This is a genomic window from Mycobacterium sp. NTMscope_Eco_3, assembly GCF_976985685.1.
In genome coordinates, this window is sequence record NZ_CDRJYZ010000001.1 from 4,946,936 (window position 1) to 4,968,469 (window position 21,534).

Here is a 21,534-nt window from a genome sequence, read left to right on the forward strand (position 1 = left end):
CGCCGGCCCCGCCGAGCGGATCAGGGACGACGCCGTCCGCACCGGCGTGGTCATGGCGACGACTCCTCGACGATCGGGTGGTGCTCGTCGATCGCCTCGACCGCGCGGCCGGTGGGACGATCACGCAGCCACTAGTCGGCTGGCGAACCGGAAAAGTTCCGCCGTCGATCGCGCCTCCGGGCGAACTCACCGGGCCGTCGTGAGGGCCAACAAAAAAGACCGGCCGCGAATCGTCGTTCGCGACCGGTCTTCGTTTCGGCGGCTAGGCCCGGACGGCGCTCACCAAGGTGTTACGCGCGATCATCGGGCCGGCTTCGGTCTCCGGTCCGGGCACCGGGCGGCCGACCTCGCGAAGGTAATCGGCCAACGGTGTCCCGACCGCGGTCCAGCCTCGGTTGCCGAACCATTCGGTGGCGGGCGCGCACTGCTCGTTGTAGACCAGCTGGAAGAACACGCGCTGATCGCCCTGGGCGGTGGCGGCCCGTTCTTCCGCGACGGCGGTCTCGAAGTCCTCGGGCTTCATCGGGGCGCCGTCCTCCACGGCGACGTGGCTGCCGTGGCTCGCGAGCCCGTCGATACCAGTGAACAGCTGCTCCTGAGCGCTCGCCGGGAGATAGATCAGTAGGCCCTCGGCGATCCACGCCGACGGTTTGGCCGGGTCGAAGCCGCTGTCGCGCAGGGCCTGCGGCCAGTCCTCGCGCAGATCGATGGCGATCTCGCGGCGCTCGGCGCGCGGCTGGGCGCCGACGCCGGCCAGCACCTCACGCTTGAAGTCGAGCACCTGCGGCTGGTCGAGCTCGAAGATCGTGGTCGCGGCCGGCCAGTCCAGGCGGTAGGCGCGCGAGTCCAGGCCGGCCGCCAGGACGACCACCTGTCGCACGCCCGCGTCGGCGGCGCGCCGGAAGTAGTTGTCGAAGTACCGGGTGCGGGCGCCCTGGAAGTTGACGAAGTTTTCGCCGAAGTCGGCGGTCTTCAGCTGATGGTCGGGATCCTTGCCGTCGAGGACGTCGGCGGCGTTGCCGCCGACGGCGCGGCAGAAGATCTCCGCGTACGGATCCACGGCCAGCGGGTCGGGCTTTTGCGCCTCCAACGCCCGCGCCGTTGCCACGAACAACGCGGTCGAGCCCACGCTCGTGGTGATGTCCCAGGTATCGCCTTCGCTTCGCACTCAGCCCACAGTACGCCGCCGCGACGCGGTCCTTTTCCGCTGGCGCGCAACGGTAGTGGCGCGCCTCGGCGTGGCGTCGGCTACGGGCGGCCGTAGCGGCGGTGGAATATCTGCCCTTGTCCGGCGCGGTCGACGCCGCGGCGGCCGCCCGGTTCGGAACGGGTGCGGGTCCGCGGCGACCTCGACGACGGCGGGATGAACGCCGGGCTTCAGGACGGGTCCGTGCCTTGCTGGGTGTGCCGCGCCGCGTTGTCGGCGGCTTCGGTCAATTCCGCGCACGGATCCTCGTGCCAGTCGCCGAACGGGTCGTCGTAGGCGATCCAGTCGCACTGGTGCCGCATCTCCTCCTCGGTGAGCAGCGCGCCGTGCAGCGCGTCGAGAATCTCGTCGGTGCTGGCACCGCACGCGAGGATGACCATCGCGGTATGCCGGTCGCCGTGCCGGTCGTCCCAGCCGAGGGCGGCCAGCGCGCGTCGCTCCGCGTCGACGCCGTCGCGCTGCGGTCCGTTCATCGCCGCCAGCCACTTGCCGGCCGAGCTGACCCGCAGCCCCGCGCCCGCCGATTCCAGCCACATCGCGCGGTCGGGGTTGCTGGCCAGCCAGAGCCGCCCCCGGGTCCTGATCACGCCGTCGAGCAACAGGTCCAGGCAGGCGTGCAGGCGCTGCGGATGGAAGGGGCGGCGGGCATTGAACTCCACCAGGCTGATCGGCCCGCGCGACTCCAGCGGCGGTTGTCCGGCCAGCAGCGGACCGTGCGGGTCGTCGCTGCGGCCGCGGCGCGCGTCGCGGTACAGATTGTTCAGCGCGTCCTCGATGCCGACCGCCCCGACGCGAACGTGTGCGCGCGGACACAGGCGGCGCAGCACGGCCGCCACGAACGGGTTGGCGTGGTCGAGCACGACGACATCGGCGAACTCGGCCTGCCCGATCACCGCCTGGGCCCGAGTGCGCCCGTCTTCGAGCTCGTCCTCCCCCAGTGCCTGGCCCAGCCAGGCCGCCGAATCGACGCAGGTCACCACCGCGGCGATCGCCACGTCCAGGGCCGCGGGCCCGTCGACGTACCCCGGCGCGACGCGCACCCGAACGTGCTTGATGGCCAAGCAGATTGGTTCGGGTTCCAGCCAGGGCGCCAGGTGCACCACGATCCGGTCGACGTCGGCGCGGCGGTGCAGCTGGCGCAGCAGCACCAACAGGTCGTTGCGGATGGTGCACGAGACGCAGCCGTGCGCGAGTTCCAGTCCGTTCTCGGTGCTGGTCAGGACGCCGTCGGACAGCGTCGCCGTCGTGCGGCGCACCACGTGACCGTCGAATCGGTGCTCCACGACCAGCGTTCCCGGGGTGCGCAGCAGCGCCCCGGTGACCGAGTCGGTGCCCTGCTGGCCGGCGACGAGGATGACGGGCGTCCGCATCGTCCTCCTTATTGATAATCGTTTTCATCTAGGCCGTTCCTACGGTACCGTCCGTGCTGAACCTTGTCGAAAATGATTTTCAATAAGCGAATCAGGAGGTGCACGGTGTCCGCCCATTGCCAGGTGACCGGCCGGCGGCCGGGTTTCGGTAACGCGGTGTCGCATTCCCATCGCCGAACCGCTCGGCGCTTCGACCCCAACATCCAGCGCAAGACGTACTACCTGCCGTCGGAGAACCGCCGGATTCGTCTTCGGGTCAGCGCCAAGGGCATCAAAGTCATCGACCGCGACGGGATCGAGGCCGTCGTCGCGCGGTTACGCCGCCAAGGACAGCGAATCTGATGGCGCGCAACGGGATTCGCATCCTGGTCAAACTGCGCTCCACGGCGGGAACCGGCTACACCTACATCACCCGCAAGAACCGGCGCAACGATCCCGACCGCGTGGTGTTGCGCAAATACGACCCCGTCATCCGCCGCCACGTCGACTTTCGCGAGGAGCGCTGACCATGGCCAAAGTCGCGCGCCGGGCCACCCCGACGGGCGGCCGCTCGCCCAAGAGGAATCTGCTCGAGAGCCTCGGGGTTCCCGTCGTGGACTACAAGGACACCGCGACGCTGCGGGTGTTCATCTCCGAACGCGGCAAGATCCGTTCCCGCCAGGTGACCGGCCTGTCCATCCAACAACAACGACAGGTCGCGACGGCCGTCAAAAACGCCCGCGAAATGGCGCTACTGCCCTACCCCGGACGGCACACGGCGCGTTGACGTCCCCACACCGCGGCACCGACCGCCCGTTCACCGTAATCGTCTGTGCCACATGCGCCGTCGACGATCGACTGTCGGTCATCGACGAATCGCGTCCCGCCATCCGGCGCTGCCCGCATTCCATGTTGATCTCGGCCGCCTGCATGCTCGGACCGCTCACCTGTGCCTCTCGGCCGAGCGGTGGGGGCGTCATGGCCCTGGTCCAGCCCTGCACGAACGATCGAGTGGCCAGCGGCCCGGCCCAGTGGATAGGTCCCATCGCCGACAGCGATGCGGCCGCGGCGCTGCGCGACTGGCTGGTGCGCGGGGAGTGGGAAAACATCCCCGTCCCAAGGCAACTCGATCGGCATCAGCGTTGGTCGCGTGACTCGCGTGGACGCAACTGACCCGAACGTACCGCTCCCCTCGGCTAGCCGTCCTGGCCGGGCGCCTCGTCGGTGCCCCACGTGCCCGGCATCATCGGTGCCGTTGGGCCGCCGCCGAATTCGTCCCCGGCCAGCCTGGTCAGCCGGGCTGCCGCGGCGACCGCCTCACGCTCCGCGGTTCCCGCGAATCCCAGTGCGCCGGCACCCCGATCGGACGCCGACGCCTCGTGCCCCGGGGGCGGCCCGGCCCAATCGGGATCGACGTCGACGTTCATGTCCATGAACTCGTCGCCATAGCCGCGATCCGCCGCGCGCCGGCGCCGGCGGGCCCGCGCCGTTTTGCGCGTGCGTGCGGCCGCGGCGGCCGCGGCGGCGGCGCTATCCGGTTCCGGCGCTTTCCTTTTGGCGCTCGAGCTGGCGCTCGAGCTCATCCCCGAGCCCGTCCCCATGCCCGGAGGGCCGATGACGTAGGGAGGGAAGAGCCCCGCTGCCGCCGGCGCCGGTGCCGGCGCCGCAGGGGCGGTGGCCACCGTGGTCGCCGTGGGGGCGGGCGCCGGCGCCGGGGCCGAGGCGGGAGCCGCGGCCGGCGCGACGGGGGTGGGGGCCATGGCAATGGCGGGCGGGATGCTGGGCGTCGGCGCCGGCGGCGGTGCCGCGACCGCCGCCGGGACGACCGCGGGCTGCGGTATGGCGGCCAGACCGGCCAGCCCGGCGAAGCCACCGACGGCGCCGAGGGGGGCGGCCGCGAGCAGCAGTGCGGGGGCCAACAACTCGGGCTGGCTGATGAAAATCTCGAGGATGTGCGTCGGCCAGTCGAACAGGATGAGTTGCACCAGGTACTGGAAGGCCAACGCCGGGTTGTGCACCAGGTAGTAGCCGAACTGCTCGAAATCCTCGAGCAGTTCCAGGGCGCGCACCACCCAGAAGATGGGTTGCCCGGCGTTCGTGTAGGCGTCGTAGGGCAGGCCGTTGACCGTGCCCTCGGACGGGTCCCAGTTGATGCCCAAGTTCTTCAGGATGTTCGCGATGAAGTCATTGAACGGATTGTCGATCTTGGGGTCATGGTCGACGTCGCCCGAATCATCGCCGGAGGCATCGGATTTCACGATCGGCGGCGCAGGATCGGCCTGCGGTGTGGCGGCGACGGCCGCGGTGGACACGGCCTGGTAGGTGGACATCGTGGTGGCCGCCTGGGTCCACATCCGCGCGTAGTCGGCCTCGTTGACCGCGATCGGAACCGTGTTGATGCCAAAGAAATTCGTCGCCACCAGCGCCCCGTGGACAACGTGGTTGGTGGCGAGTTCCGGCAGCGTCGGCATGGCCGCCAGGGCCGCGGTGTAGGCGGTCGCGGCCGCCTCGTGCTGCGTCGCGGCGGCGGCGCTGTCGGCGCTGGATTTCGTCAGCCAGGCCAGATAGGGGGCGTGCGCGGCCACATAGGACTCCGCGCTGGGCCCCTCCCACGCCCCCGCCTGAGCCCCCGCCAGCACGGTGCTCAATTGTTCTGCCGCGGAAGCGTATTCGGTGCTCAGCTCGGACCACGCGCCGGCGGCCGCCAGCAGCGGCGCGGGTCCGGGGCCGCTGCTGAGCAGCGCGGAATGCACTTCGGGCGGCGAGGCCATGAAGATCGGCGCCGTCATAGGTACTCCTCGGGCTGGAGGGTTTACCAGACCGGGGAGAGCTTAATGAATATGATTGTCGTTATCAACTTGGCGGGTGGCCCCGCCGCGGGCCGCTACACCAGCGGTCGCCCCTTCTTGATCCTGCGATCCAGGTCGTGCAGCAAGACGTTGAACGGGAACTGCCGGATGAACCGCGGCAGATACCGGTTCACCGTGGCCAACACGGCGATCAGCCGGTCGAAGCGCCGCTGCTTGGTCGCGTCCCACGGCAGGCGCATCTCGTCGCGGAACCGTTGCGGCAGGAAGCCCGTCGTGATCATCAGCGCGAAGCCCTCGGAGAGGCGCTGGACGGGGCCGGGCAGCTTCACGCCCCGAATGCGGTTGGCGGCGATCGGGTACAGGTACTCCCGCACGGCGTCGTCGATGTGCACCTTGGCCAGCGACTCTTCCCAGTAACGGTCGAACGCCGCCCTGTCGGCCGGCCACATCTTCGGTGGCACCTGCAACGTCGTGGCCAGCGTCATCCCCTCGCGGTAGTGGCGCTCGGCGTCCTCGCCGTCGAGCTCACCGATGAACATCCGGTAGATGTCCAGCCCGCCCTTGTACAGACACGCCCCCACCCAGAGCTGCAGCGCGGGATCGAAGGCGTTGTAGGACACCGGGCTTTCCGGTGTCGAGTAAACCTGCGCATGCGCCTTGTTCACCGCCCGGCGGAAGGCGGCCTTCTGGGCGTCGCTGCCGTTGGTCGCCACCGCCAGGTAGGTGAACGTGGTGCGGGCCCGCTTGAACGGGTGCAGGTCGACCCGGCCGCTTTCGACGCGGCTCTCCATGACGCCATAGCCGACGCCGGGCTGCGCCAGTTGCATGATCACGTTCGCCGGGCCGGCCAGCAGGGCGACGCCCATCAGACCCTCGTCGATGCCCAGCGCCCGCCCGCGCCTGCGCCGCTGGGGACGCGGCGGATCGGTGGCCCCGCGCTCGACGTGCCCGATCGGTGCCTGCACCGGCTGCTGAATCGCCATTCGTCAGAATCCTCCCGCAACGCGGCCGCTAATGTGCGAACGCTTGTTTCCTGATATTGTCGCGCGGCGACGTTAGTGTCAAGATGGTCCGCATGAGCGAGACGTCCAGCACGCGGCCGTATCGCGGGGTCGAGGCCGCCGAGCGCCTGGCCGGCCGCCGCAACCGGCTACTGGCCGCGGGCCTTGACCTGCTCGGCGATCAGCGGCCGGACATCTCGGCGGTCACCGTCCGCGGCGTGTGCCGCCGCGCCGGGCTGGCGGCCCGGTACTTCTACGAGAGCTTCACCGACAAGGACGAATTCGTCTCCTGCGTTTTCGACTGGGTGGTCGCCGAGCTGGCCGCCACCACGCAGGCCGCGGTCGCCACGGTGCCGGCCGACGAGCAGACCCGCGCGGGCACCGCCAACATCGTGCGGACCATCACCGACGACGCCCGCGTGGGCCGCCTGCTGTTCAGCATGCAACTGGCCGATCCCGTGGTGGTGCGCAAACGCGCCGAGTCCAGCGCCCTGTTCGCGATGTTGTCCGGCCAGCACGTCGGCAACGCGCTGCGGGTACCGGCAAACGCTCGCATCAAGGCCGCCGCGCACTTCGTGGTCGGCGGGGTCGGGCAGACCATCAGCGCCTGGCTGGCCGGTGATGTCCGGCTCGAACCCGGCGAACTCGTCGATCACCTCGCCGCGCTGCTCGACGAGCTCGCCGAGCCAAACCTGTACCGGCTCACCGAAACACGCGCCGAGGCCTAGCGGCTCACACGGGGCAGGCCGCCTGCCAGCCCGTCGTGGCGGTCAGCGAAAAGTCGCTCAGCGTCTCTGAAAGCGCTCGCCGCAGAGCCTCGTTCGAATTGCGGCGGCCCAATTCGTAGGCGAGGACCGAGATGAAGACCCGGTCGTGGATCCGCCCGGACAGCAACGCCAGCGCCCCGTTGGTGCGGTGCATCGTCGCGGTGGTCACGCCCGGATACACCGACTTCATGGCGAAATAGTCGGCGTCCGTGCCGTCCGGCCGGTTGGCGGCCGGGTCGAGCGGGCCGAGATTGGACGACACCACGGTGGCCGCGCCGCCGGTGACCACGCTGAGCAACCGGCGGAACACCGGCTTCGGGATCAGGGGGACGAGGGGCAGCAGCGCCCACCGCTCGTCGGGCACGTCGTGGTGGCGAACCAGCGCCTGCTTTATCGCGGCGCGAATCTCGCGCAGGTCCGTGGTGATCGCCGCGGGGGCCAGCGTGACGTCGACGTTCGTGACGGCGTTGGCGCGCGTGTCGCCGGGGGTGCGTTCGTTGACGGGCATGCCCACGTTGACCGAGCCGTCGGGAGCCACCCGCCCCACCCGCCGGGCGAGGTGGGCAGCCAACCCGGCGAGCAGCGCGTTGCTGGTGCCGCCCAAGGCGTTTGCGCGCGCATCCCAGTCGACGGCGCTGACGAAGATCGTCTCCATCGGGAGGGTGATGCGGTCCTGCGGCGCGGCGGGCCGCGCGGGCCGCTTCCCGCGTGGCGGGGCGACGGCCGCCGTACCGTCGCGGCCCTGCCGGAGCATTCGGGCCGCGGCGCCGAGGGCGCGGCCGACATCGAGCGTGTCGTGCGCGGTTTGGCGTGCGTCCTCGCGCAGGGCTTGCCACCGCCACCGGGATCGCGCGGCGGGCCAGCGGGTCTCGTCGCCGCGTCCGTGAGCCGCGTCGGCCAAGGCCTCGCACAGCCCGACGCCGTCGGTGAGGCAGTGCGTGGTGACCAGGCTCACCACCGCGCCGCCGTCGGTCAGCGGCAGCATCGCCAGGTGCCAGCCGGGGCCGCGTTCGGCGTCCGGCCGCTTGTCGGCTTGCTCGTCCAGCCACGCGTCGATCTCCCCGCGCGCCCGCGCCGGCGCGACGATCTCCAGGGCGGAGCACTCACCGGTCGCCACCCAGCGATGACGGCCAAACGGCAAGGCGGACCGCTCGACCCGCCGCGACAGCCGCCCCCTGCCGAGGTGGTGGTGGAACTCACGCAGCCCGCCGACGTCGACGGAGCGGTCGTACAGCCAGACGCACTGCAGCAGGCTGGTCGCTCCCGTCGCCCGCTCACCGAGGAAGAGGGTTTGGTCGGCCAGGTCCAACACGTTGCTCATCGCTACGCCGCTTCGTGATCGTCCGTGTCCGGCGCCGGCGCGAAGGACTCGTCCGGTTTCACCTGGGGCGCAACCACAACCGGCTCCTCGGCGGTGGGCCTGGCGACGCGTGCGAACACCCGGATCAGCGTGGCGATGTAGTGGAGCACCGACTCCCGGGCAATCGCGTTGTCCGGGAAGGACATCGTCACCGTGGTGTTCGCGGCCTGGCGGTTGATCCACATGTTCACCCCGCCGTGGGACAGGCTGTCACCGTAGGTGCCGAACTTCGTCTCCGCCCACAACCCGTTGAGGGGTATCTTGCGGAAGTCGAGGAACGACAACATCATCGGCAGCTGGGTGGGCAGCTTGATACCCAGTTCGTCCGGTGTGGCCAGCTCCAGCACCCGCTCGACCGGCACATCGGCGAGGCGCTGAGCGTCGTCGAACGACTTCTGCGCCGTCCGGGCCGCCTGGGCGAACGTTTCGCCGGCGGTGGGCACGGTGATCGGAATCAGGCTGGCGAACCACCCCACGGTCATCGAGTCGACGCCCGGTGTCCGGGTGTCTTTGGCCGTGAATCCGTGATAGGTCTTCTTGCCGATCAATTCGTGCTCGGCCAGGCCCGTGCAGGCCAGCACTCCCCCGATGAAACGGGCACCGGCCGCCACGCAGGCGGCGTCGAACGACTCGGTGTCGGCCGCACCCATCAGCTCGACCGTCAGCAGGTCGCCTTTCGTGCTGGCCCACGTGTCACCAAGGGGCAGCGGGAAACTCGGCCAGTCGCCGTCGGTGTTGCGGGAGAACTCGATCCAGTCCTTGATCTCGGGCGACGACAGCGTCAATGCCGCCGCCTTCTCGCGTTGGCGCGCAACGTAGTCGCGGTAACTCCGGATCTCCGGTATCCCGGCGGGCTGGTGGCCGGTCCGCGCGAGTTCCTGATACATCAGGTGGACGTCGAGGAAGATGAGGGCGGCGGACAACCCGTCGATGTGCAAATGGTCGACGCTGGCATAGAACGTGAAATAGTCGGCGTGCTGGACGATTCCGTACGTGAAGCAGCCCCATTCGAGGGTGTCCGGGGTCGTGGTCAAGGCGTGGGCGCGGACCTGCTCCGCGGTCTTGTGCCCGAGCGCCACGGGTACGAACTCGATCGCTGCGGGATTGTCGATCACCCGGCGCACGAAGGTGCCGTTGTCGTATTCGAACCAGTTGTGATAGGTGTCCTGGCGGCGCACGTGGGCGTTGACCGTCGCCGTCATTGCGAGAATGTCGCAGGTGCCGGGGATGTCCCACGCGACGATCATCAGCCGGGGCAGCTGCCGGTTCATGGCCCTGCCTTGGTGGGAGGCCCAGAGGTGTTGATTCTGTTGATAACTCGGCGCCAGGTCGCTTCGCCGCGCGGCGCGGGCCGCTTCCCGTGCGGCGGGCGCGGCCATCCACATGGTGACCGGGCCGTGCGGCGGGTGCCATTCATTGATATTTCCGAGTGCGACCATTTCCTCGAGTCCTTGTGCTGTGAGACGACGACGTGTGCGGGGCGGTCTGGGGGTGCTGGAAGTACGGTTGGCGCTTGGCTTTTCGAGGATCGTCGATGTGTGTCGCGCTTGGCATTTTCCGACGGTTGGCTTTACTACCCCGCCGCTCATACCCCCTGTGTGGCTGGTGTGGACGCTAGCTGACGCGGGCGAAGATTTCGCGGTTTTGTCAAGACTCGAATTCCGCCGCGAGATCGCCGGCGGTGCAGTAATCTTTTCTCCTCCGACGGCCGCGGCGACGCCCGGCAGGGTCAATTCGCGACGATTTGTCGCCGATTCGACTCTCTACGTCCGCAACTCGGGATACAGTTGTTCGGCCCTCGAGCCTCGCTCGGGCCAAACCCTTACGGCCTCAGGGGAACAGCGGCAGATCCCATAGCCTCATGCCGGGACGCAGCAGCCACAAGCGCATCATCGTGAGCCGCATGATGCGCATAGCGCTGAAGATCATGAAGACCGCCAACGGCACCTCGATGAGCAGCGCGGTGATCACCGACAGCCACACGTCCTTGGGCCCGGCGGTCATGAGGTCGAACCACGCGTCACAGATCAGCAGCACCCCGGTGGTGAACGCGGCGAGCACCAGCAGCTGACGACGCAGATACCCGAGCGCGGCGGTGGTCAGCATGAAGGCGACCAGCAGCACGTCGAATCCGATCCAGGTGACCGGCCAGTTGTGGGCGACGTACTTCTCGGGCAGCGTCACGGCCAAATACCCCAGCCACGGAACCATCGCGATGGCGCCGCCGATCATCAAACTCAGCCGGACGCGCCGCACCCGGGCCAGGAAGTCAGGGTCGATGACGTCGCCCAGGGGCCGCTCCAACCGGGAGATGAGGTCGCGCCGCTGCCCGGGTGTCAGGGCCGCGATCTGTTCGTCGGTCAAAATGCCGTCGGTCATACCTCGCATCCTCCGGCTCGCTCGCAGCGGCGCGCTCAGCGGCCGGCGCCCACCGGGGGGCGGCGGTCCGCCGCGGTCCTGGGCACGGCCTTCGCGTCGCCGCTTTCGAATTCCTTCACCCAACAGGCGAACTCAAGGGTAATGCCGTCGGGGTCCTGGAAGTAGAACGAGCGCACGTAGACGCCGGGATGCACGGTCGCCGAGACCTGCATGGGGCTTTCGTCGTGGTTGAGCACCGGGCCGACCCGCACCCCTTTGTCCTTGAGTCGCTGGCGGTAGGCGTCGAACTTCTCGGCCGGCACGTGGAAGGCCAGGTGGTTCATCGTGCTGACCGCGCTGGTGATGTCGCCGATGCCCGGGATGGCGCCGGGCGACGAAATGCCCGGCACCCGGTCGGGGGCGTCGGCGAACCAGAAGAAGGCGACGCAGTCGCCGTTGCCGGCGTCGAAGAAGAAGTGCTGGCCCGCCCCGCCGGGCAGATCGAGCGATTTGATCAGCGGCATGCCGAGGATGTTGCTGTAGAAGTCCACGGTTTCGGCCATGTCCGAACACACCAGGGCGACGTGGTTGATCCCGCCGAGTTCGAATTCCGTGTTGGTGTTGTGCGGCTTGATCATCGTGCGGCTCCCCTCGGTTCCCGGCTCGACGAGCCTGGCCAAGATCCGAATCTGAATCTAACATCAGATTTAGTTTTGGCCCAGGGAGGTGCGCAGGTGTCTACCGCGCCATCCCCTGCTGACCGGCGCGGGCCGCCCGCGGAGCTGCCCACGCATCGCGGCAGGCGGACGCAGGCCGCGATCGATCTGGCCGCCCGGACGGTGATCGCACGCAAAGGTGTCCTGGCCACGACCATCGCCGACATCGCGGCGGAGGCCGGCCGCTCGGCGGCGTCCTTTTACAACTACTACGAATCCAAAGAGGCGATGGTGCGCCAGTGGGCGCTGCGCTTCCGCGACGAGGCCAACCAGCGCGCGCTGTCGGTGACCCAACACGGGTTGACCGATCGTGAGCGTGCCTACGGGGCGGCCGCGGCGCACTGGAACACCTACCGCAACCGGCTCGCCGAGGTGATCAGCGTGTCACAGCTGGCGATGATCAACGACGACTTCGCCCAGTACTGGGCCGAAATCTGCTCGATACCAATATCTTTCATCGCCGAATCGGTCCGCCGCGCGCAGGCCGAGGGCCGTTGCCGCGACGACGACCCGCAGCTGATCGCCGAGGCGATCGTGGCGATGTTCAACCAGTTCTGCTACATCCAGCTCGGTTCGGCACGTTCCGGCGAACCCGACGACCAGGCCTGCATCCAAACCTTGGCCAACATCTATTACCGGGCCATCTACGCCGATCAGGGGGACCGCTGAATTGACTCGTCGTACCGGTGCCGGAGTTATCCGTGAGTTCGTGGGACTGCCGTCGCGCACGGCCGGGCGCGCCGGCGCCGGCGGGCACCCGTGCCAGGGGCTGTATCACCGGGGGGTGGGACGCAAACCCAAGGTGGCGATGATCGCCACGCACTACCAAATCGACTTCTCCGAACACTATCTCGCCGACTACATGGCCACTCGCGGCATCGGATTTCTCGGCTGGAACACCAGGTTCCGCGGCTTCGAGAGCAGCTTTCTGCTCGACCACGCGCTGGTGGACATCGGCGTCGGGGTGCGCTGGCTGCGCGAGGTTCAGGGAGTGGAAACCGTTGTGCTACTGGGAAATTCGGGCGGCGGTTCGTTGATGGCCGCCTACCAGTCGCAGGCCATCGAGCCCAACGTGACGCCGCTGGACGGCATGCGCCCGGCGGCCGGGGTGACCGAGCTGCCGCCCGCCGACGGCTATGTGGCCACCGCCGCCCATCCCGGGCGGCCGGACGTGCTCACCGCCTGGATGGACGCCGCCGTCGTCGACGAGAACGATCCCGTCGCCACCGACGCCGACCTCGACCTGTTCAACGAGCGCAACGGCCCGCCCTACGCCCCGGAATTCCTCGCCCGGTACCGCAGCGCGCAGGTCGCGCGCAACCACGCCATCACCGACTGGGCCGAACGGGAGCTCAAACGCGTTCGCGCGGCAGGGTTTTCCGATCGCCCGTTTTCGGTGATGCGCACCTGGGCCGACCCCCGCATGGTCGATGCCGGCATCGAGCCGACCAAACGGCAGCCCAACATGTGCTACGCGGGCGTCCCGGTCAAGGCGAACCGCTCGGCGCACGGCATCGCGGCGGCCTGCACGCTGCGCAACTGGCTGGGCATGTGGAGCCTGCGGGTGGCCCAAACCCGGGCCGAACCGCACCTGGCCCGGATCAGCTGTCCGGCCCTGGTGATCAACGCCGAGGCCGACACCGGCGTGTTTCCCTCTGACGCGCAACGCATCTTCGACGCCCTCGCCGCCACCGACAAAACCCAGGCGTCGGTGGACACCGATCACTACTTCACCACCCCGGGGGCCCGCACCGAGCAGGCCGACACCATCGCCGGATGGATCGGCAAGCGGTGGCGCTGAGAATTCTGGCCCGTCTCGTCAACCAACCGACTGGTTGTTAGCTTGGAAGGTACTTGGCCGACACGGCGTCCTGCAGCAACGGAAGGCGACCAATGCCGATCGCGATAAATCCCGAGCACCAAGAACTGGCCGATTCAGTGCGTTCGCTGGTGGCGCGCATCGCGCCGTCCGAGACGCTGCACGAGGCGATGGAGACGCCGCTGGACAAGCTGGTCAACCCGCCGCCGTACTGGCAGGCCGCGGCCGAGCAGGGCCTGCAGGGGGTGCACCTGGCCGAATCCGTCGGCGGGCAGGGCTTCGGCATCCTCGAGTTGGCCATCGTGCTCGCGGAATTCGGTCACGGGGCGGTGCCGGGCCCCTTCGTGCCGTCGGCGATCGCCAGCGCGTTGATCTCCGCCCACGACCCGGATGCGAAGGTGCTCGCCGAGCTGGCATCCGGCGCCGAGATCGCCGCCTACGGCCTGAATTGCTGCGCGCTGACCGCCACCCGGCAGGGTAATTCGCTGGTGATCCGCGGCGAACTGCGCGCGGTCCCCACCGCTGCGCAGGCCTCGCTGCTGGTGCTCCCCGTCGCGATCGACAGCGGCGAGGCGTGGGTGGTGTTGCGCGCCGACCAACTCGAGATCGAGCCGGTGAAAAGCCTGGACCCGTTGCGACCCATCGCCGACGTGCGCGCCAACGCCGTCGAGGTCGGCGACGACGTCGTCTTGACGAACCTGAGCATGGGCACCGCGCACGCGCTGATGACGACGCTGCTGTCCGCCGAAGCCATCGGCGTGGCGCGCTGGGCCACCGACACCGCGTCGGACTACGCCAAGATCCGGGAGCAGTTCGGCAGGCCGATCGGCCAGTTCCAGGCCATCAAGCACAAGTGCGCCGAGATGATCGCCGACACCGAGCGGGCCACCGCGGCGGTGTGGGATGCCGCCCGCGCGATCGACGAGGCCCGCGAAAACCGGTGGGACACCGCCGGTTCCCATGTCGAGTTCGCCGCCGCCGTGGCGGCGACACTGGCGCCGGCGGCCGCTCAACGGTGCGCGCAGGACTGCATCCAGGTGCACGGCGGGATCGGCTTCACCTGGGAGCACGACGCAGGCGTGTACTACCGCCGGGCGCTGATGCTGGCGGCCTCCTTCGGCAGCAGCTCGGACTACCCGCAGAAGGTCGTCGACACCGCGACCACCACCGGCATGCGCGCGGTGGACATCGACCTCGATCCCGAGACCGAGAAGCTGCGGGCGGAGATCCGGGCCGAAGTGGCGGCCCTCAAGGAGATCGAGCGCGACCAGCGCAAGGTCGCCATCGCCGAGGGCGGCTGGGTGTTGCCGTATCTGCCCAGGCCGTGGGGCCGGGCCGCCGGGCCGGTGGAGCAGATCATCATCGCCCAGGAATTCGCCTCCGGGCGCGTCAAGCGGCCCCAGACCGGCATCGCCACCTGGATCGTCCCGTCGATCGTGGCGTTCGGCACCGACGAGCAAAAGCAGCGGTTCCTGCCGCCGACCTTCCGCGGCGAAATGCTCTGGTGTCAGCTGTTTTCCGAGCCGGGCGCCGGTTCGGATCTGGCCAGCCTGACCACCAAGGCCACCCGGACCGACGGGGGGTGGCGCATCACCGGGCAGAAGATCTGGACCACCGCGGCGCAGTTCTCACAGTGGGGCGCGCTGCTCGCGCGGACGGACCCCAGCGCGCCGAAACACAGTGGCATCACGTACTTCCTGTTGGACATGAAGAGCGAGGGCGTCGACGTCAAGCCGCTGCGCGAGCTCACCGGCAACGCGATGTTCAATACCGTCTACATCGACGACGTCTTCGTGCCCGACGAATGCGTGCTCGGCGAGGTGAACCGGGGCTGGGAGGTCAGCCGCAACACCCTCACCGCGGAGCGGGTGTCGATCGGCAGCAGCGAGGCGAACTTCCTGGCCACGCTGTCGCAGTTTGTCGAGTTCGTTCGTGACGGGCAGTTCGATCAGGTCGCGCGGCACCGCGCCGGTCAGTTGATCGCCGAGGGTCATGCGGCCAAGGTCCTGAACCTGCGCTCCACGCTGCTGACCCTGGCCGGCGGGGACGCGATGCCGTCGGCGGCGATCTCCAAGCTGCTGTCGATGCGCACCGGGCAGGGTTACGCCGAATTCGCGGTCTCCTCGTTCGGCACCGACGCCGCGGTCGGCGACACCGACCAACTGCCCGGCAAATGGGGCGAGTACCTGCTGGCCAGCCGCGCGACCACCATCTACGGCGGCACGTCCGAGGTGCAGCTGAACATCATCGCCGAACGTTTGTTGGGACTCCCGCGCGATCCGTAAACCGGACGCAGAAAGGGCCATGCCGACCTGACTGAGTCAGGCCGGCATGGATCCCCCCATACGCGGGCCGCCCATCCCGAGGGTTGGCGTGTCGGCGATGGCCGGCTACCGCGCGGAGATGGTGGTCACCACCACCAGTTCCACCAGTGCTGGGGCTTCCAGTAGCCGGGCCCGTGACCCCAGCCGTGGTTCCAGCCACCGTGCCCCCAATTGCCATGTCCCCGACCATCATGGCCGCCCCATCCGCGACCGCCGGGGCGGTCGGGAATGAAGCCCGGTCCGCTCTGCGGCCCGGCACTGGCGAAGCTTGTGGAGGGACTCGGGCCGGGGGCGGCCTGAGCCACGGGGGCGCCGCCGAACAGCAGCGCGCCCGCCACGGCCCCGGCGCTGACAACACCTACGGCCGCGCCGCGTAACGATGGTGACGAGATCATCGAGGGCGCTCCTTCCAAAGACTTGATATCGATGCTTAAAACGCTAACCGGACATTTCCAAGCAAACAAGCGAATTCGGCATATTTTCGGTGTGAATTGCGCAACATTCATTCGGAATTGGCGCAATCTAAGGCACGGTTTATCAATGCGCGTCTCCGCGATTCATTTATCCGCGAATACTGAGACGCGGCCGGGAATCAGCGGTATCTCTGCAGCTAATAGCCGATTTACTGATCTACTGACAGCGATCAACGTATTTACTGAAGTCTGAATTTGCACATTCGCAGATGCACTGATTTGTCTCGGAATGCCGTCACCACGAATGGAGGCTAATGCAACGCCACCCGACGCCTTTTGCCTGTGCAGCTATCTTAGGGAATTTGCCCTTGCGCCTGCATTCGGAGGCCGGCGACCGCTCGCAAATCCGCCGGCGTCCCACCGGGCCGTCCGCGGCCCGGCGACGCGACTTAGGGTGGCGTCGGTGAGAGAATCAGTATTGACACAGAGGCGACGAGCGCTGATTTACTGATTTCGCACTCACGGAGGAAGACACCGAAGTGAACTTCAAGCCCAGTCCCAACGGACCCAGCGCCGGCTCCTTTCGCGCCCCCAACTCGGCCGCCGGCCCCACCGGAGACGCCGCGCCGACCGAGCGCCTGAGTCTCGGGCAGCAGCGCGGCCAGCGCGTCGCCGGCCAGCCATCGGCCAACCAACCGGGCCGCACCCAGCGGACCCGCCGGACCGTCGACCTGGCGGCGGCCACCCACCGGGCCCTCGACATTTGGCAGCGCGAAGCGGCCGATCGGCTGGGCGTCGCCCGCGTGACCGGACAAGAGGTGCTCACCGCGCTGATCGACCAGCTCCTGGTCGACCCGAAGCTGACGGCCCAGATCACCCGGGCCATCAAAGAGCGCCGCTGAGGCTTAGTCGATCTCCATTTCGCGCAGCTCGCGCTTGAGGATCTTGCCCGTGGGGTTGCGCGGCAGTTCGTCGAGGAAGACGACCTCACGCGGCACCTTGTAGCGGGCCAGGTGATCGCGCACGTAGTGCTTGACGGTGTCCTCGTCGAGGTCGGCGCCGTCCTTCTTCACCACGAACGCGCGCAGGCGGTGGCCCCACTCCTTGTCGTCGACGCCGATCGCGGTGGCCTCCACGACGTCCGGGTGCCCGGTGATGAGGTCCTCGACCTCGGCCGGGAAGACGTTCTCACCGCCGGAGACGATCATCTCGTCGTCGCGCCCGCTGATGTAGAGCAGGCCGTTCTCGTCGAAATAGCCGACGTCGCCCGAGGACAGCAGGCCGTCGATGATCTGCTTCTTTCCCCCGCCGGTGTAGCCCTCGAACGGGAAGGCGTTGCCGACGAAGATGCGGCCGACCTCGCCCTGCGGCAGCTCCTTGCCGTTGTCGTCGTAGATCTTGACGCGCACGCCCTTGACGACCGGCCCGACGGTCGACGAGTTGTACTGCAGGTGCTTGGGCTCGGCGATGGTCGCGAAGGCGATCTCGGTCGAGCCGTACATGTTGTAGATCACCGGGCCGAGGTCCTTGAGTGAGCGTTCCGCCAGGTCGGCCCCCAGTGCCGATCCCGACACGAACACGATCTTCAGGCTGGACAGGTCGGGCTTGGAGTCCATCTTCTCGACCGCTTCGAGGATGCGCGACAACATGACCGGGACGACGACCATCGCGGTCACCTTGTACTTCTCGATGTCCTGCAGCACCAGCGGCGGCTTGAACTTGCGGCGCAACACCAGCGTCGAGCCCAGGAACATCGCGATCGTGCCGTGCAGATAACCCAGCGCGTGGAACATCGGCGCCGGCAGCGACGTCACCTCGCCGGCCTTGAACGGGACGTGCGACAGGATTCCGCCGACCGGCGCCAGGGTCGGCGGGGTGCTGCGGTTCGCGCCCTTGGGGGTGCCCGTGGTCCCGCTGGTCAGGATGATGATCGAGGCGTGCCTGGCCGATTTGGGGGCGGGATCCTTGCTGCTGCGCTCGATCAGGTCGGCCAGCGTCTCGTCGGTGCTGCCGGACGGCTCGTCGCTATCCGGGTTGGTCCCCAGCGCCCGCAGTTTGCCCAGCTCCGGCGAGGCTTTGCTGACGGCCTTGGTGTATTCGTCGTCGTAGATGATCAGCTTGGCGCCCTCGCGCTCGGACACCTCTTTGATCTGGGGGCCGGAGAATTCGCTGTTGAGCAGGATGATGCGGGCGCCGACCCGCGCGGCGCCGTAGTTGGCGATCAGGAACCAGCGAGTGTTGCGGGCCAGGATGGCGATGCCGTCGCCGCCCTTGACGCCCATGTCGATCAGTCCGTTGGCCACCGCGTGCGCCGCCTCGTCGAGTGCGCGGTAGGAGAATTCGCCCTCTTCGTCGATGCACGCCGGGCGGTCGGGATGGCGCCTCGCGTTGAGGGAGGGCAGCATGCCGAACTCGCCCCACTTGTAGATGTCGGCGGCCATCGCGGCGTAGTTCTGCGGCGGCTCGATGCGGAACGCGCCCGATTCGAAGATCTTGCGCACGTAGTGCAGTTCGGCGGAGCCCCGCTCGACGTACTGGTGGAGTTTTGCTACGGCTTTAGAGGCCTGACCGGGGAGGCCGAGGAGGTTAGGCATGGAATCCACCATATGTGACGTCCGTCTCAGCACGGCCAGAAAATTCTGGCGAATTAACATGAACCGCATGACCCGTCCGGTTTTGCTGGAGGTGGCCGGGCGCGAGGTCACCGTCACCCATCCGGACAAGGTCGTGTTCCCCCGCGCGGACGGCGACAAAACCTCAGGCCCGTACACCAAGCTCGACCTGGTCCGCTATTACCTGTCCGTGGCCGACGGCGCGCTGCGTGGCGTGGCCGGGCGCCCCATGATCCTGAAACGCTTCGTCAAGGGCATCTCGGAAGAGGCGGTGTTCCAGAAACGCGCCCCGGCGAAACGGCCGGACTGGGTCGACGTCGCCGAACTCCGTTACGCGCGAGGCACTTCCGCGGCGGAGGCGGTCATCCACGACCCCGCCGGGCTGGCCTGGGCGGTAAACCTGGGCTGCGTCGACCTGAATCCGCACCCGGTGCTCGCCGACGACCTCGATCACCCCGACGAACTGCGCGTCGACCTGGATCCGATGCCCGGGGTCTCCTGGCGGCGCATCGTGGATGTCGCGCTGGTGGCCCGCGAGGTGCTCGAGGATTACGGCCTGACCGCGTGGCCGAAGACGTCGGGGTCGCGCGGCTTCCACATCTACGCCCGCATCGCCCGCCGGTGGGAGTTCCGCCAGGTGCGGCTGGCCGCGCAGACCGTCGCCCGGGAGGTGGAGCGGCGCGTGCCCGAGGCGGCGACCAGCCGCTGGTGGAAGGAAGAACGCGAGGGCGTGTTCGTCGACTTCAACCAGAACGCGAAGGACCGCACGGTCGCGTCGGCCTATTCGGTGCGGGCGACCCCCGACGCCCGGGTCTCGACGCCGCTGCACTGGGACGAGGTCGCCGGCTGCCGGCCCGAGGCGTTCACCATCGATACCGTGCCCGGCCGGTTCGCCGAAATCGGTGACCCGTGGGAGGGAATGGATGATGCCGTCGGCGAGCTCGATCGGCTGCTGGTGCTGGCCGAGGAGATGGGGCCCCCCGAGCGGGCGCCCAGGGGGTCGGGCACGCGCCACAAGGGCACCGGCGGCCGGCGCCAATCCTCGATGCCGCTGATCGAGATCGCCCGCACCAAGACCAAGGACGAGGCGATGGCGGCGCTGGACACCTGGCGCGACCGCTATCCGGCGGTGGCCGCACGGCTGCAGCCCGCCGACGTCCTCGTCGACGGCATGCGCGGGCCCAGCTCGATCTGGTACCGGATCCGGATCAACCTCCAGCACGTTCCGCAGGACCAGCGGCCCCCGCAGGAAGAACTGATCGCCGACTACAGCCCTTGGGAGGGTTATGGCGGCAAGCAGCGGCCGTAGAACTACACCCCCACCCGCGTGACCGGGTTGTGCTTGCGCAGGTAGCAGTACCAGGTGACGCCCAGCAGGGCGAGGAAGAACGCGATGTAGAAGCGCAGCGCCGGCTCGATGCTGCCGAACTCCGACTTCGACCAGGCGTAGGCCAGCGGCACGATGAAGCCGCCGAAGGCGCCCACCGCCGAGATGACGCCCAACGCGCCGGCGGCCTGGCGGCGCATCTGCACCATGGTGTCGGGATCGCCGCCGGCCAGCTCGCCCTTGATCTTGAAGATCCGCGAAATCATCCGGTAGGTCGAACCGTTGCCGATGCCGGTGGCGACGAACAAGAACATGAAGCTGGCGAAGAACATCGGCAGGTTGACCGCCCGCACCGACCACAGCGCGGCCGCCGCCCCGAGGGCGAGCAGCGCGAAGCTGACGGCGGTGATGCGCGCCCCGCCGATCCGGTCGGCCAGCTTGCCGCCCAAGGGCCGGATCACCGATCCGATGCCGGCCCCGAGGAAGGCCCAGGTCAGCGCGATGTCACCGCGGCCGAACACCGTCTTGAGCAGGGTCGGGAAGGCGGCCGAGTAGCCGATGAAGGACCCGAACGTGCCGACGTAGAGCAGCGACATGACCCAGGTGTCGGGATGGCGCAGCGATTGCCACACCGGCTTCACGTCGGCCTTCGCCTCGGTGAGGTTGTTCATGAACAGGAACGCGCAGACGGCCGCCACGACGGCCAACGGCACGTAGAAGAGTCCCGCGCGTGACAGGGCCACCCCGCCGCCGGCGATGACGATCGGCGGGATGATCTTCTGCACCACGGCGACGCCGACGTTGCCGCCGGCCGCGTTCAGGCCCAGCGCCCAGCCCTTGTCCTTTTCCGGATAGAAGAAGGAGATGTTGGCCATCGACGAGGCGAAGTTGCCGCCGCCGAAGCCGGCGGTCGCCGCGATCGCCACCAAGGCCGCGAACGGGATGCCGGGATGGCTCACCGCCCAGGCCAGCAGCAGGCACGGGATCAGCAGCAGCGCCGCCGAGATGGTCGTCCAGTTTCGGCCACCGAAGACCGGGACCGCGAAGGTGTACGGGAGCCGCAGGACGGCCCCGACGCCGCTGGGGATGGCGACCAGGCACAGCGCCTGGCTGGGGGTCAGGGCCCAGCCGGACGGGGCGGGCAAACCGTGCGCGCCCGCGGTCATCTGCACCACGACGATGCTCCACAACATCCACACGCTGAACCCGACGTGCTCGGCGAAGATCGAGAAGATCAGGTTGCGGCGGGCGATCGGCTTGCCGGTCGCCTCCCAGAACTCCGGATCTTCGGGTCGCCAGTCGTCGATCCAGTGCCGTCCGGTGTGACGCTCGCGCGTCGGCGCGGGCTGCGATGCCGGGTCGAGGGTCGTGGTCATCTGGTGGGACTCCCTTGTGGGTTAGGCGCGGGCGGTGACCACCTGACGCTAAAGACGCACTGTTACCGGTCCGGGTGTGCACAGTTACGTGGGCG

At 68.5% G+C, this 21,534-nt stretch carries 21 protein-coding genes; 10 read left to right on the top strand and 11 right to left on the bottom strand.

Going from position 1 to position 21,534, the window contains the following annotated elements; all coding sequences use genetic code 11:
- Positions 1–262: 262 nt before the first annotated feature.
- The gene (locus AC0KTM_RS22960; RefSeq protein ID WP_225330449.1) at positions 263–1,168 is read right to left on the bottom strand and encodes a class I SAM-dependent methyltransferase; all 906 of its coding nucleotides are present in this window, start codon (positions 1,166–1,168) and stop codon (positions 263–265) included.
- 209 nt (positions 1,169–1,377) lie between these two features.
- Positions 1,378–2,577, bottom strand: coding sequence for a ribosome hibernation factor-recruiting GTPase MRF (gene mrf / locus AC0KTM_RS22965; protein ID WP_238957039.1), 1,200 nt, complete (start codon positions 2,575–2,577; stop codon positions 1,378–1,380).
- Between the two features lie 105 nt (positions 2,578–2,682).
- On the opposite strand from mrf, the gene rpmB reads away from it, so the two are divergent.
- The 4 genes from rpmB (at position 2,683) to AC0KTM_RS22985 (ending at position 3,729) form a co-directional block, all read left to right on the top strand.
- Positions 2,683–2,919, top strand: coding sequence for a 50S ribosomal protein L28 (rpmB, locus tag AC0KTM_RS22970; protein WP_225330448.1), 237 nt, complete (start codon positions 2,683–2,685; stop codon positions 2,917–2,919).
- Positions 2,919–3,083: a 50S ribosomal protein L33 gene (gene rpmG, locus AC0KTM_RS22975; RefSeq protein ID WP_225330447.1), complete on the top strand. Its 165-nt coding sequence runs from the start codon at positions 2,919–2,921 to the stop codon at positions 3,081–3,083. The genes rpmB and rpmG overlap by 1 nt, the downstream gene beginning before the upstream one ends.
- A 2-nt stretch (positions 3,084–3,085) precedes the next feature.
- A complete protein-coding gene (gene rpsR, locus AC0KTM_RS22980; RefSeq protein ID WP_225330446.1) occupies positions 3,086–3,343 on the top strand; it encodes a 30S ribosomal protein S18 in 258 nt (85 codons plus the stop codon).
- A 191-nt stretch (positions 3,344–3,534) separates the two neighbouring features.
- Positions 3,535–3,729 carry a hypothetical protein gene (locus AC0KTM_RS22985; protein WP_225330445.1) on the top strand — a complete coding sequence of 65 codons (195 nt, stop codon included), beginning with the start codon at positions 3,535–3,537 and terminating at the stop codon, positions 3,727–3,729.
- Between the two features lie 23 nt (positions 3,730–3,752).
- Here AC0KTM_RS22985 and AC0KTM_RS22990 read toward each other — a convergent pair whose 3' ends face one another.
- Entirely contained in the window at positions 3,753–5,345 is a 1,593-nt protein-coding gene (locus AC0KTM_RS22990) for a PPE domain-containing protein (protein WP_472416761.1), read from the bottom strand.
- Positions 5,346–5,440: 95 nt separating this feature from the next.
- On the bottom strand, positions 5,441–6,349 hold the full coding sequence (locus AC0KTM_RS22995) for an oxygenase MpaB family protein (RefSeq protein WP_225329381.1): 909 nt from the start codon (positions 6,347–6,349) through the stop codon (positions 5,441–5,443).
- 83 nt (positions 6,350–6,432) lie between these two features.
- Between AC0KTM_RS22995 and AC0KTM_RS23000 the strand changes: the two genes are divergently transcribed.
- On the top strand, positions 6,433–7,095 hold the full coding sequence (locus AC0KTM_RS23000) for a TetR/AcrR family transcriptional regulator (protein ID WP_472416763.1): 663 nt from the start codon (positions 6,433–6,435) through the stop codon (positions 7,093–7,095).
- 4 nt (positions 7,096–7,099) lie between these two features.
- Here the strand turns inward: AC0KTM_RS23000 and AC0KTM_RS23005 are convergent, their stop codons facing one another.
- The 4 genes from AC0KTM_RS23005 to AC0KTM_RS23020 form a co-directional block, all read right to left on the bottom strand.
- On the bottom strand, positions 7,100–8,455 hold the full coding sequence (locus tag AC0KTM_RS23005; protein WP_472416765.1) for a hypothetical protein: 1,356 nt from the start codon (positions 8,453–8,455) through the stop codon (positions 7,100–7,102).
- Between the two features lie 2 nt (positions 8,456–8,457).
- Positions 8,458–9,933: a condensation domain-containing protein gene (locus tag AC0KTM_RS23010; RefSeq protein ID WP_472416767.1), complete on the bottom strand. Its 1,476-nt coding sequence runs from the start codon at positions 9,931–9,933 to the stop codon at positions 8,458–8,460.
- Positions 9,934–10,324: 391 nt separating this feature from the next.
- Positions 10,325–10,873: a hypothetical protein gene (locus tag AC0KTM_RS23015; RefSeq protein ID WP_225329377.1), complete on the bottom strand. Its 549-nt coding sequence runs from the start codon at positions 10,871–10,873 to the stop codon at positions 10,325–10,327.
- A 35-nt stretch (positions 10,874–10,908) separates the two neighbouring features.
- Positions 10,909–11,490, bottom strand: a complete 582-nt coding sequence (locus tag AC0KTM_RS23020; RefSeq protein ID WP_225329385.1) for a VOC family protein — start codon at positions 11,488–11,490, stop codon at positions 10,909–10,911.
- 96 nt (positions 11,491–11,586) lie between these two features.
- Here AC0KTM_RS23020 and AC0KTM_RS23025 point away from each other — a divergent pair, with 96 nt between their 5' ends.
- The 3 genes from AC0KTM_RS23025 to AC0KTM_RS23035 all read left to right on the top strand — a co-directional run bounded on the left by AC0KTM_RS23025 (position 11,587) and on the right by AC0KTM_RS23035 (position 15,672).
- Positions 11,587–12,237 carry a TetR/AcrR family transcriptional regulator gene (locus AC0KTM_RS23025; protein WP_238957043.1) on the top strand — a complete coding sequence of 217 codons (651 nt, stop codon included), beginning with the start codon at positions 11,587–11,589 and terminating at the stop codon, positions 12,235–12,237.
- A gap of 1 nt (position 12,238) precedes the next feature.
- On the top strand, positions 12,239–13,369 hold the full coding sequence (locus AC0KTM_RS23030; RefSeq protein ID WP_238957044.1) for an alpha/beta hydrolase: 1,131 nt from the start codon (positions 12,239–12,241) through the stop codon (positions 13,367–13,369).
- A 92-nt stretch (positions 13,370–13,461) separates the two neighbouring features.
- Positions 13,462–15,672 (top strand): acyl-CoA dehydrogenase, encoded by a 2,211-nt coding sequence (locus AC0KTM_RS23035; RefSeq protein WP_472416769.1) that lies wholly within the window; start codon positions 13,462–13,464, stop codon positions 15,670–15,672.
- A 125-nt stretch (positions 15,673–15,797) separates the two neighbouring features.
- On the opposite strand, the gene AC0KTM_RS23040 is transcribed toward AC0KTM_RS23035, so the two are convergent.
- Entirely contained in the window at positions 15,798–16,106 is a 309-nt protein-coding gene (locus AC0KTM_RS23040; RefSeq protein ID WP_238957046.1) for a hypothetical protein, read from the bottom strand.
- Between the two features lie 557 nt (positions 16,107–16,663).
- Between AC0KTM_RS23040 and AC0KTM_RS23045 the strand changes: the two genes are divergently transcribed.
- Complete coding sequence (locus tag AC0KTM_RS23045; protein WP_225329372.1) at positions 16,664–17,026, top strand: ATPase; 363 nt, start codon at positions 16,664–16,666, stop codon at positions 17,024–17,026.
- Positions 17,027–17,029: 3 nt separating this feature from the next.
- Here AC0KTM_RS23045 and fadD2 read toward each other — a convergent pair whose 3' ends face one another.
- Positions 17,030–18,718 carry a long-chain-fatty-acid--CoA ligase FadD2 gene (fadD2, locus tag AC0KTM_RS23050; protein WP_225329371.1) on the bottom strand — a complete coding sequence of 563 codons (1,689 nt, stop codon included), beginning with the start codon at positions 18,716–18,718 and terminating at the stop codon, positions 17,030–17,032.
- Positions 18,719–18,776: 58 nt separating this feature from the next.
- On the opposite strand from fadD2, the gene AC0KTM_RS23055 reads away from it, so the two are divergent.
- The gene (locus tag AC0KTM_RS23055; protein ID WP_225329370.1) at positions 18,777–20,045 is read left to right on the top strand and encodes a DNA polymerase domain-containing protein; all 1,269 of its coding nucleotides are present in this window, start codon (positions 18,777–18,779) and stop codon (positions 20,043–20,045) included.
- Between the two features lie 2 nt (positions 20,046–20,047).
- Here AC0KTM_RS23055 and AC0KTM_RS23060 read toward each other — a convergent pair whose 3' ends face one another.
- A complete protein-coding gene (locus AC0KTM_RS23060; protein ID WP_225329369.1) occupies positions 20,048–21,439 on the bottom strand; it encodes an MFS transporter in 1,392 nt (463 codons plus the stop codon).
- Between the last annotated feature and the right edge of the window lie 95 nt (positions 21,440–21,534).

Coding starts and splice junctions, on each gene's coding strand:
- mrf (WP_238957039.1), bottom strand. CDS start 2,577: ATGCGGACGCCCGTCATCCTCGTCGCCGGCCAGCAGGGCACCGACTCG.
- rpmG (WP_225330447.1), top strand. CDS start 2,919: ATGGCGCGCAACGGGATTCGCATCCTGGTCAAACTGCGCTCCACGGCG.
- rpsR (WP_225330446.1), top strand. CDS start 3,086: ATGGCCAAAGTCGCGCGCCGGGCCACCCCGACGGGCGGCCGCTCGCCC.
- AC0KTM_RS22985 (WP_225330445.1), top strand. CDS start 3,535: ATGGCCCTGGTCCAGCCCTGCACGAACGATCGAGTGGCCAGCGGCCCG.
- AC0KTM_RS22990 (WP_472416761.1), bottom strand. CDS start 5,345: ATGACGGCGCCGATCTTCATGGCCTCGCCGCCCGAAGTGCATTCCGCG.
- AC0KTM_RS22995 (WP_225329381.1), bottom strand. CDS start 6,349: ATGGCGATTCAGCAGCCGGTGCAGGCACCGATCGGGCACGTCGAGCGC.
- AC0KTM_RS23000 (WP_472416763.1), top strand. CDS start 6,433: ATGGTCCGCATGAGCGAGACGTCCAGCACGCGGCCGTATCGCGGGGTC.
- AC0KTM_RS23005 (WP_472416765.1), bottom strand. CDS start 8,455: ATGAGCAACGTGTTGGACCTGGCCGACCAAACCCTCTTCCTCGGTGAG.
- AC0KTM_RS23010 (WP_472416767.1), bottom strand. CDS start 9,933: ATGGTCGCACTCGGAAATATCAATGAATGGCACCCGCCGCACGGCCCG.
- AC0KTM_RS23015 (WP_225329377.1), bottom strand. CDS start 10,873: ATGACCGACGGCATTTTGACCGACGAACAGATCGCGGCCCTGACACCC.
- AC0KTM_RS23020 (WP_225329385.1), bottom strand. CDS start 11,490: ATGATCAAGCCGCACAACACCAACACGGAATTCGAACTCGGCGGGATC.
- AC0KTM_RS23035 (WP_472416769.1), top strand. CDS start 13,462: ATGCCGATCGCGATAAATCCCGAGCACCAAGAACTGGCCGATTCAGTG.
- AC0KTM_RS23040 (WP_238957046.1), bottom strand. CDS start 16,106: ATGATCTCGTCACCATCGTTACGCGGCGCGGCCGTAGGTGTTGTCAGC.
- fadD2 (WP_225329371.1), bottom strand. CDS start 18,718: ATGCCTAACCTCCTCGGCCTCCCCGGTCAGGCCTCTAAAGCCGTAGCA.
- AC0KTM_RS23055 (WP_225329370.1), top strand. CDS start 18,777: ATGAACCGCATGACCCGTCCGGTTTTGCTGGAGGTGGCCGGGCGCGAG.
- AC0KTM_RS23060 (WP_225329369.1), bottom strand. CDS start 21,439: ATGACCACGACCCTCGACCCGGCATCGCAGCCCGCGCCGACGCGCGAG.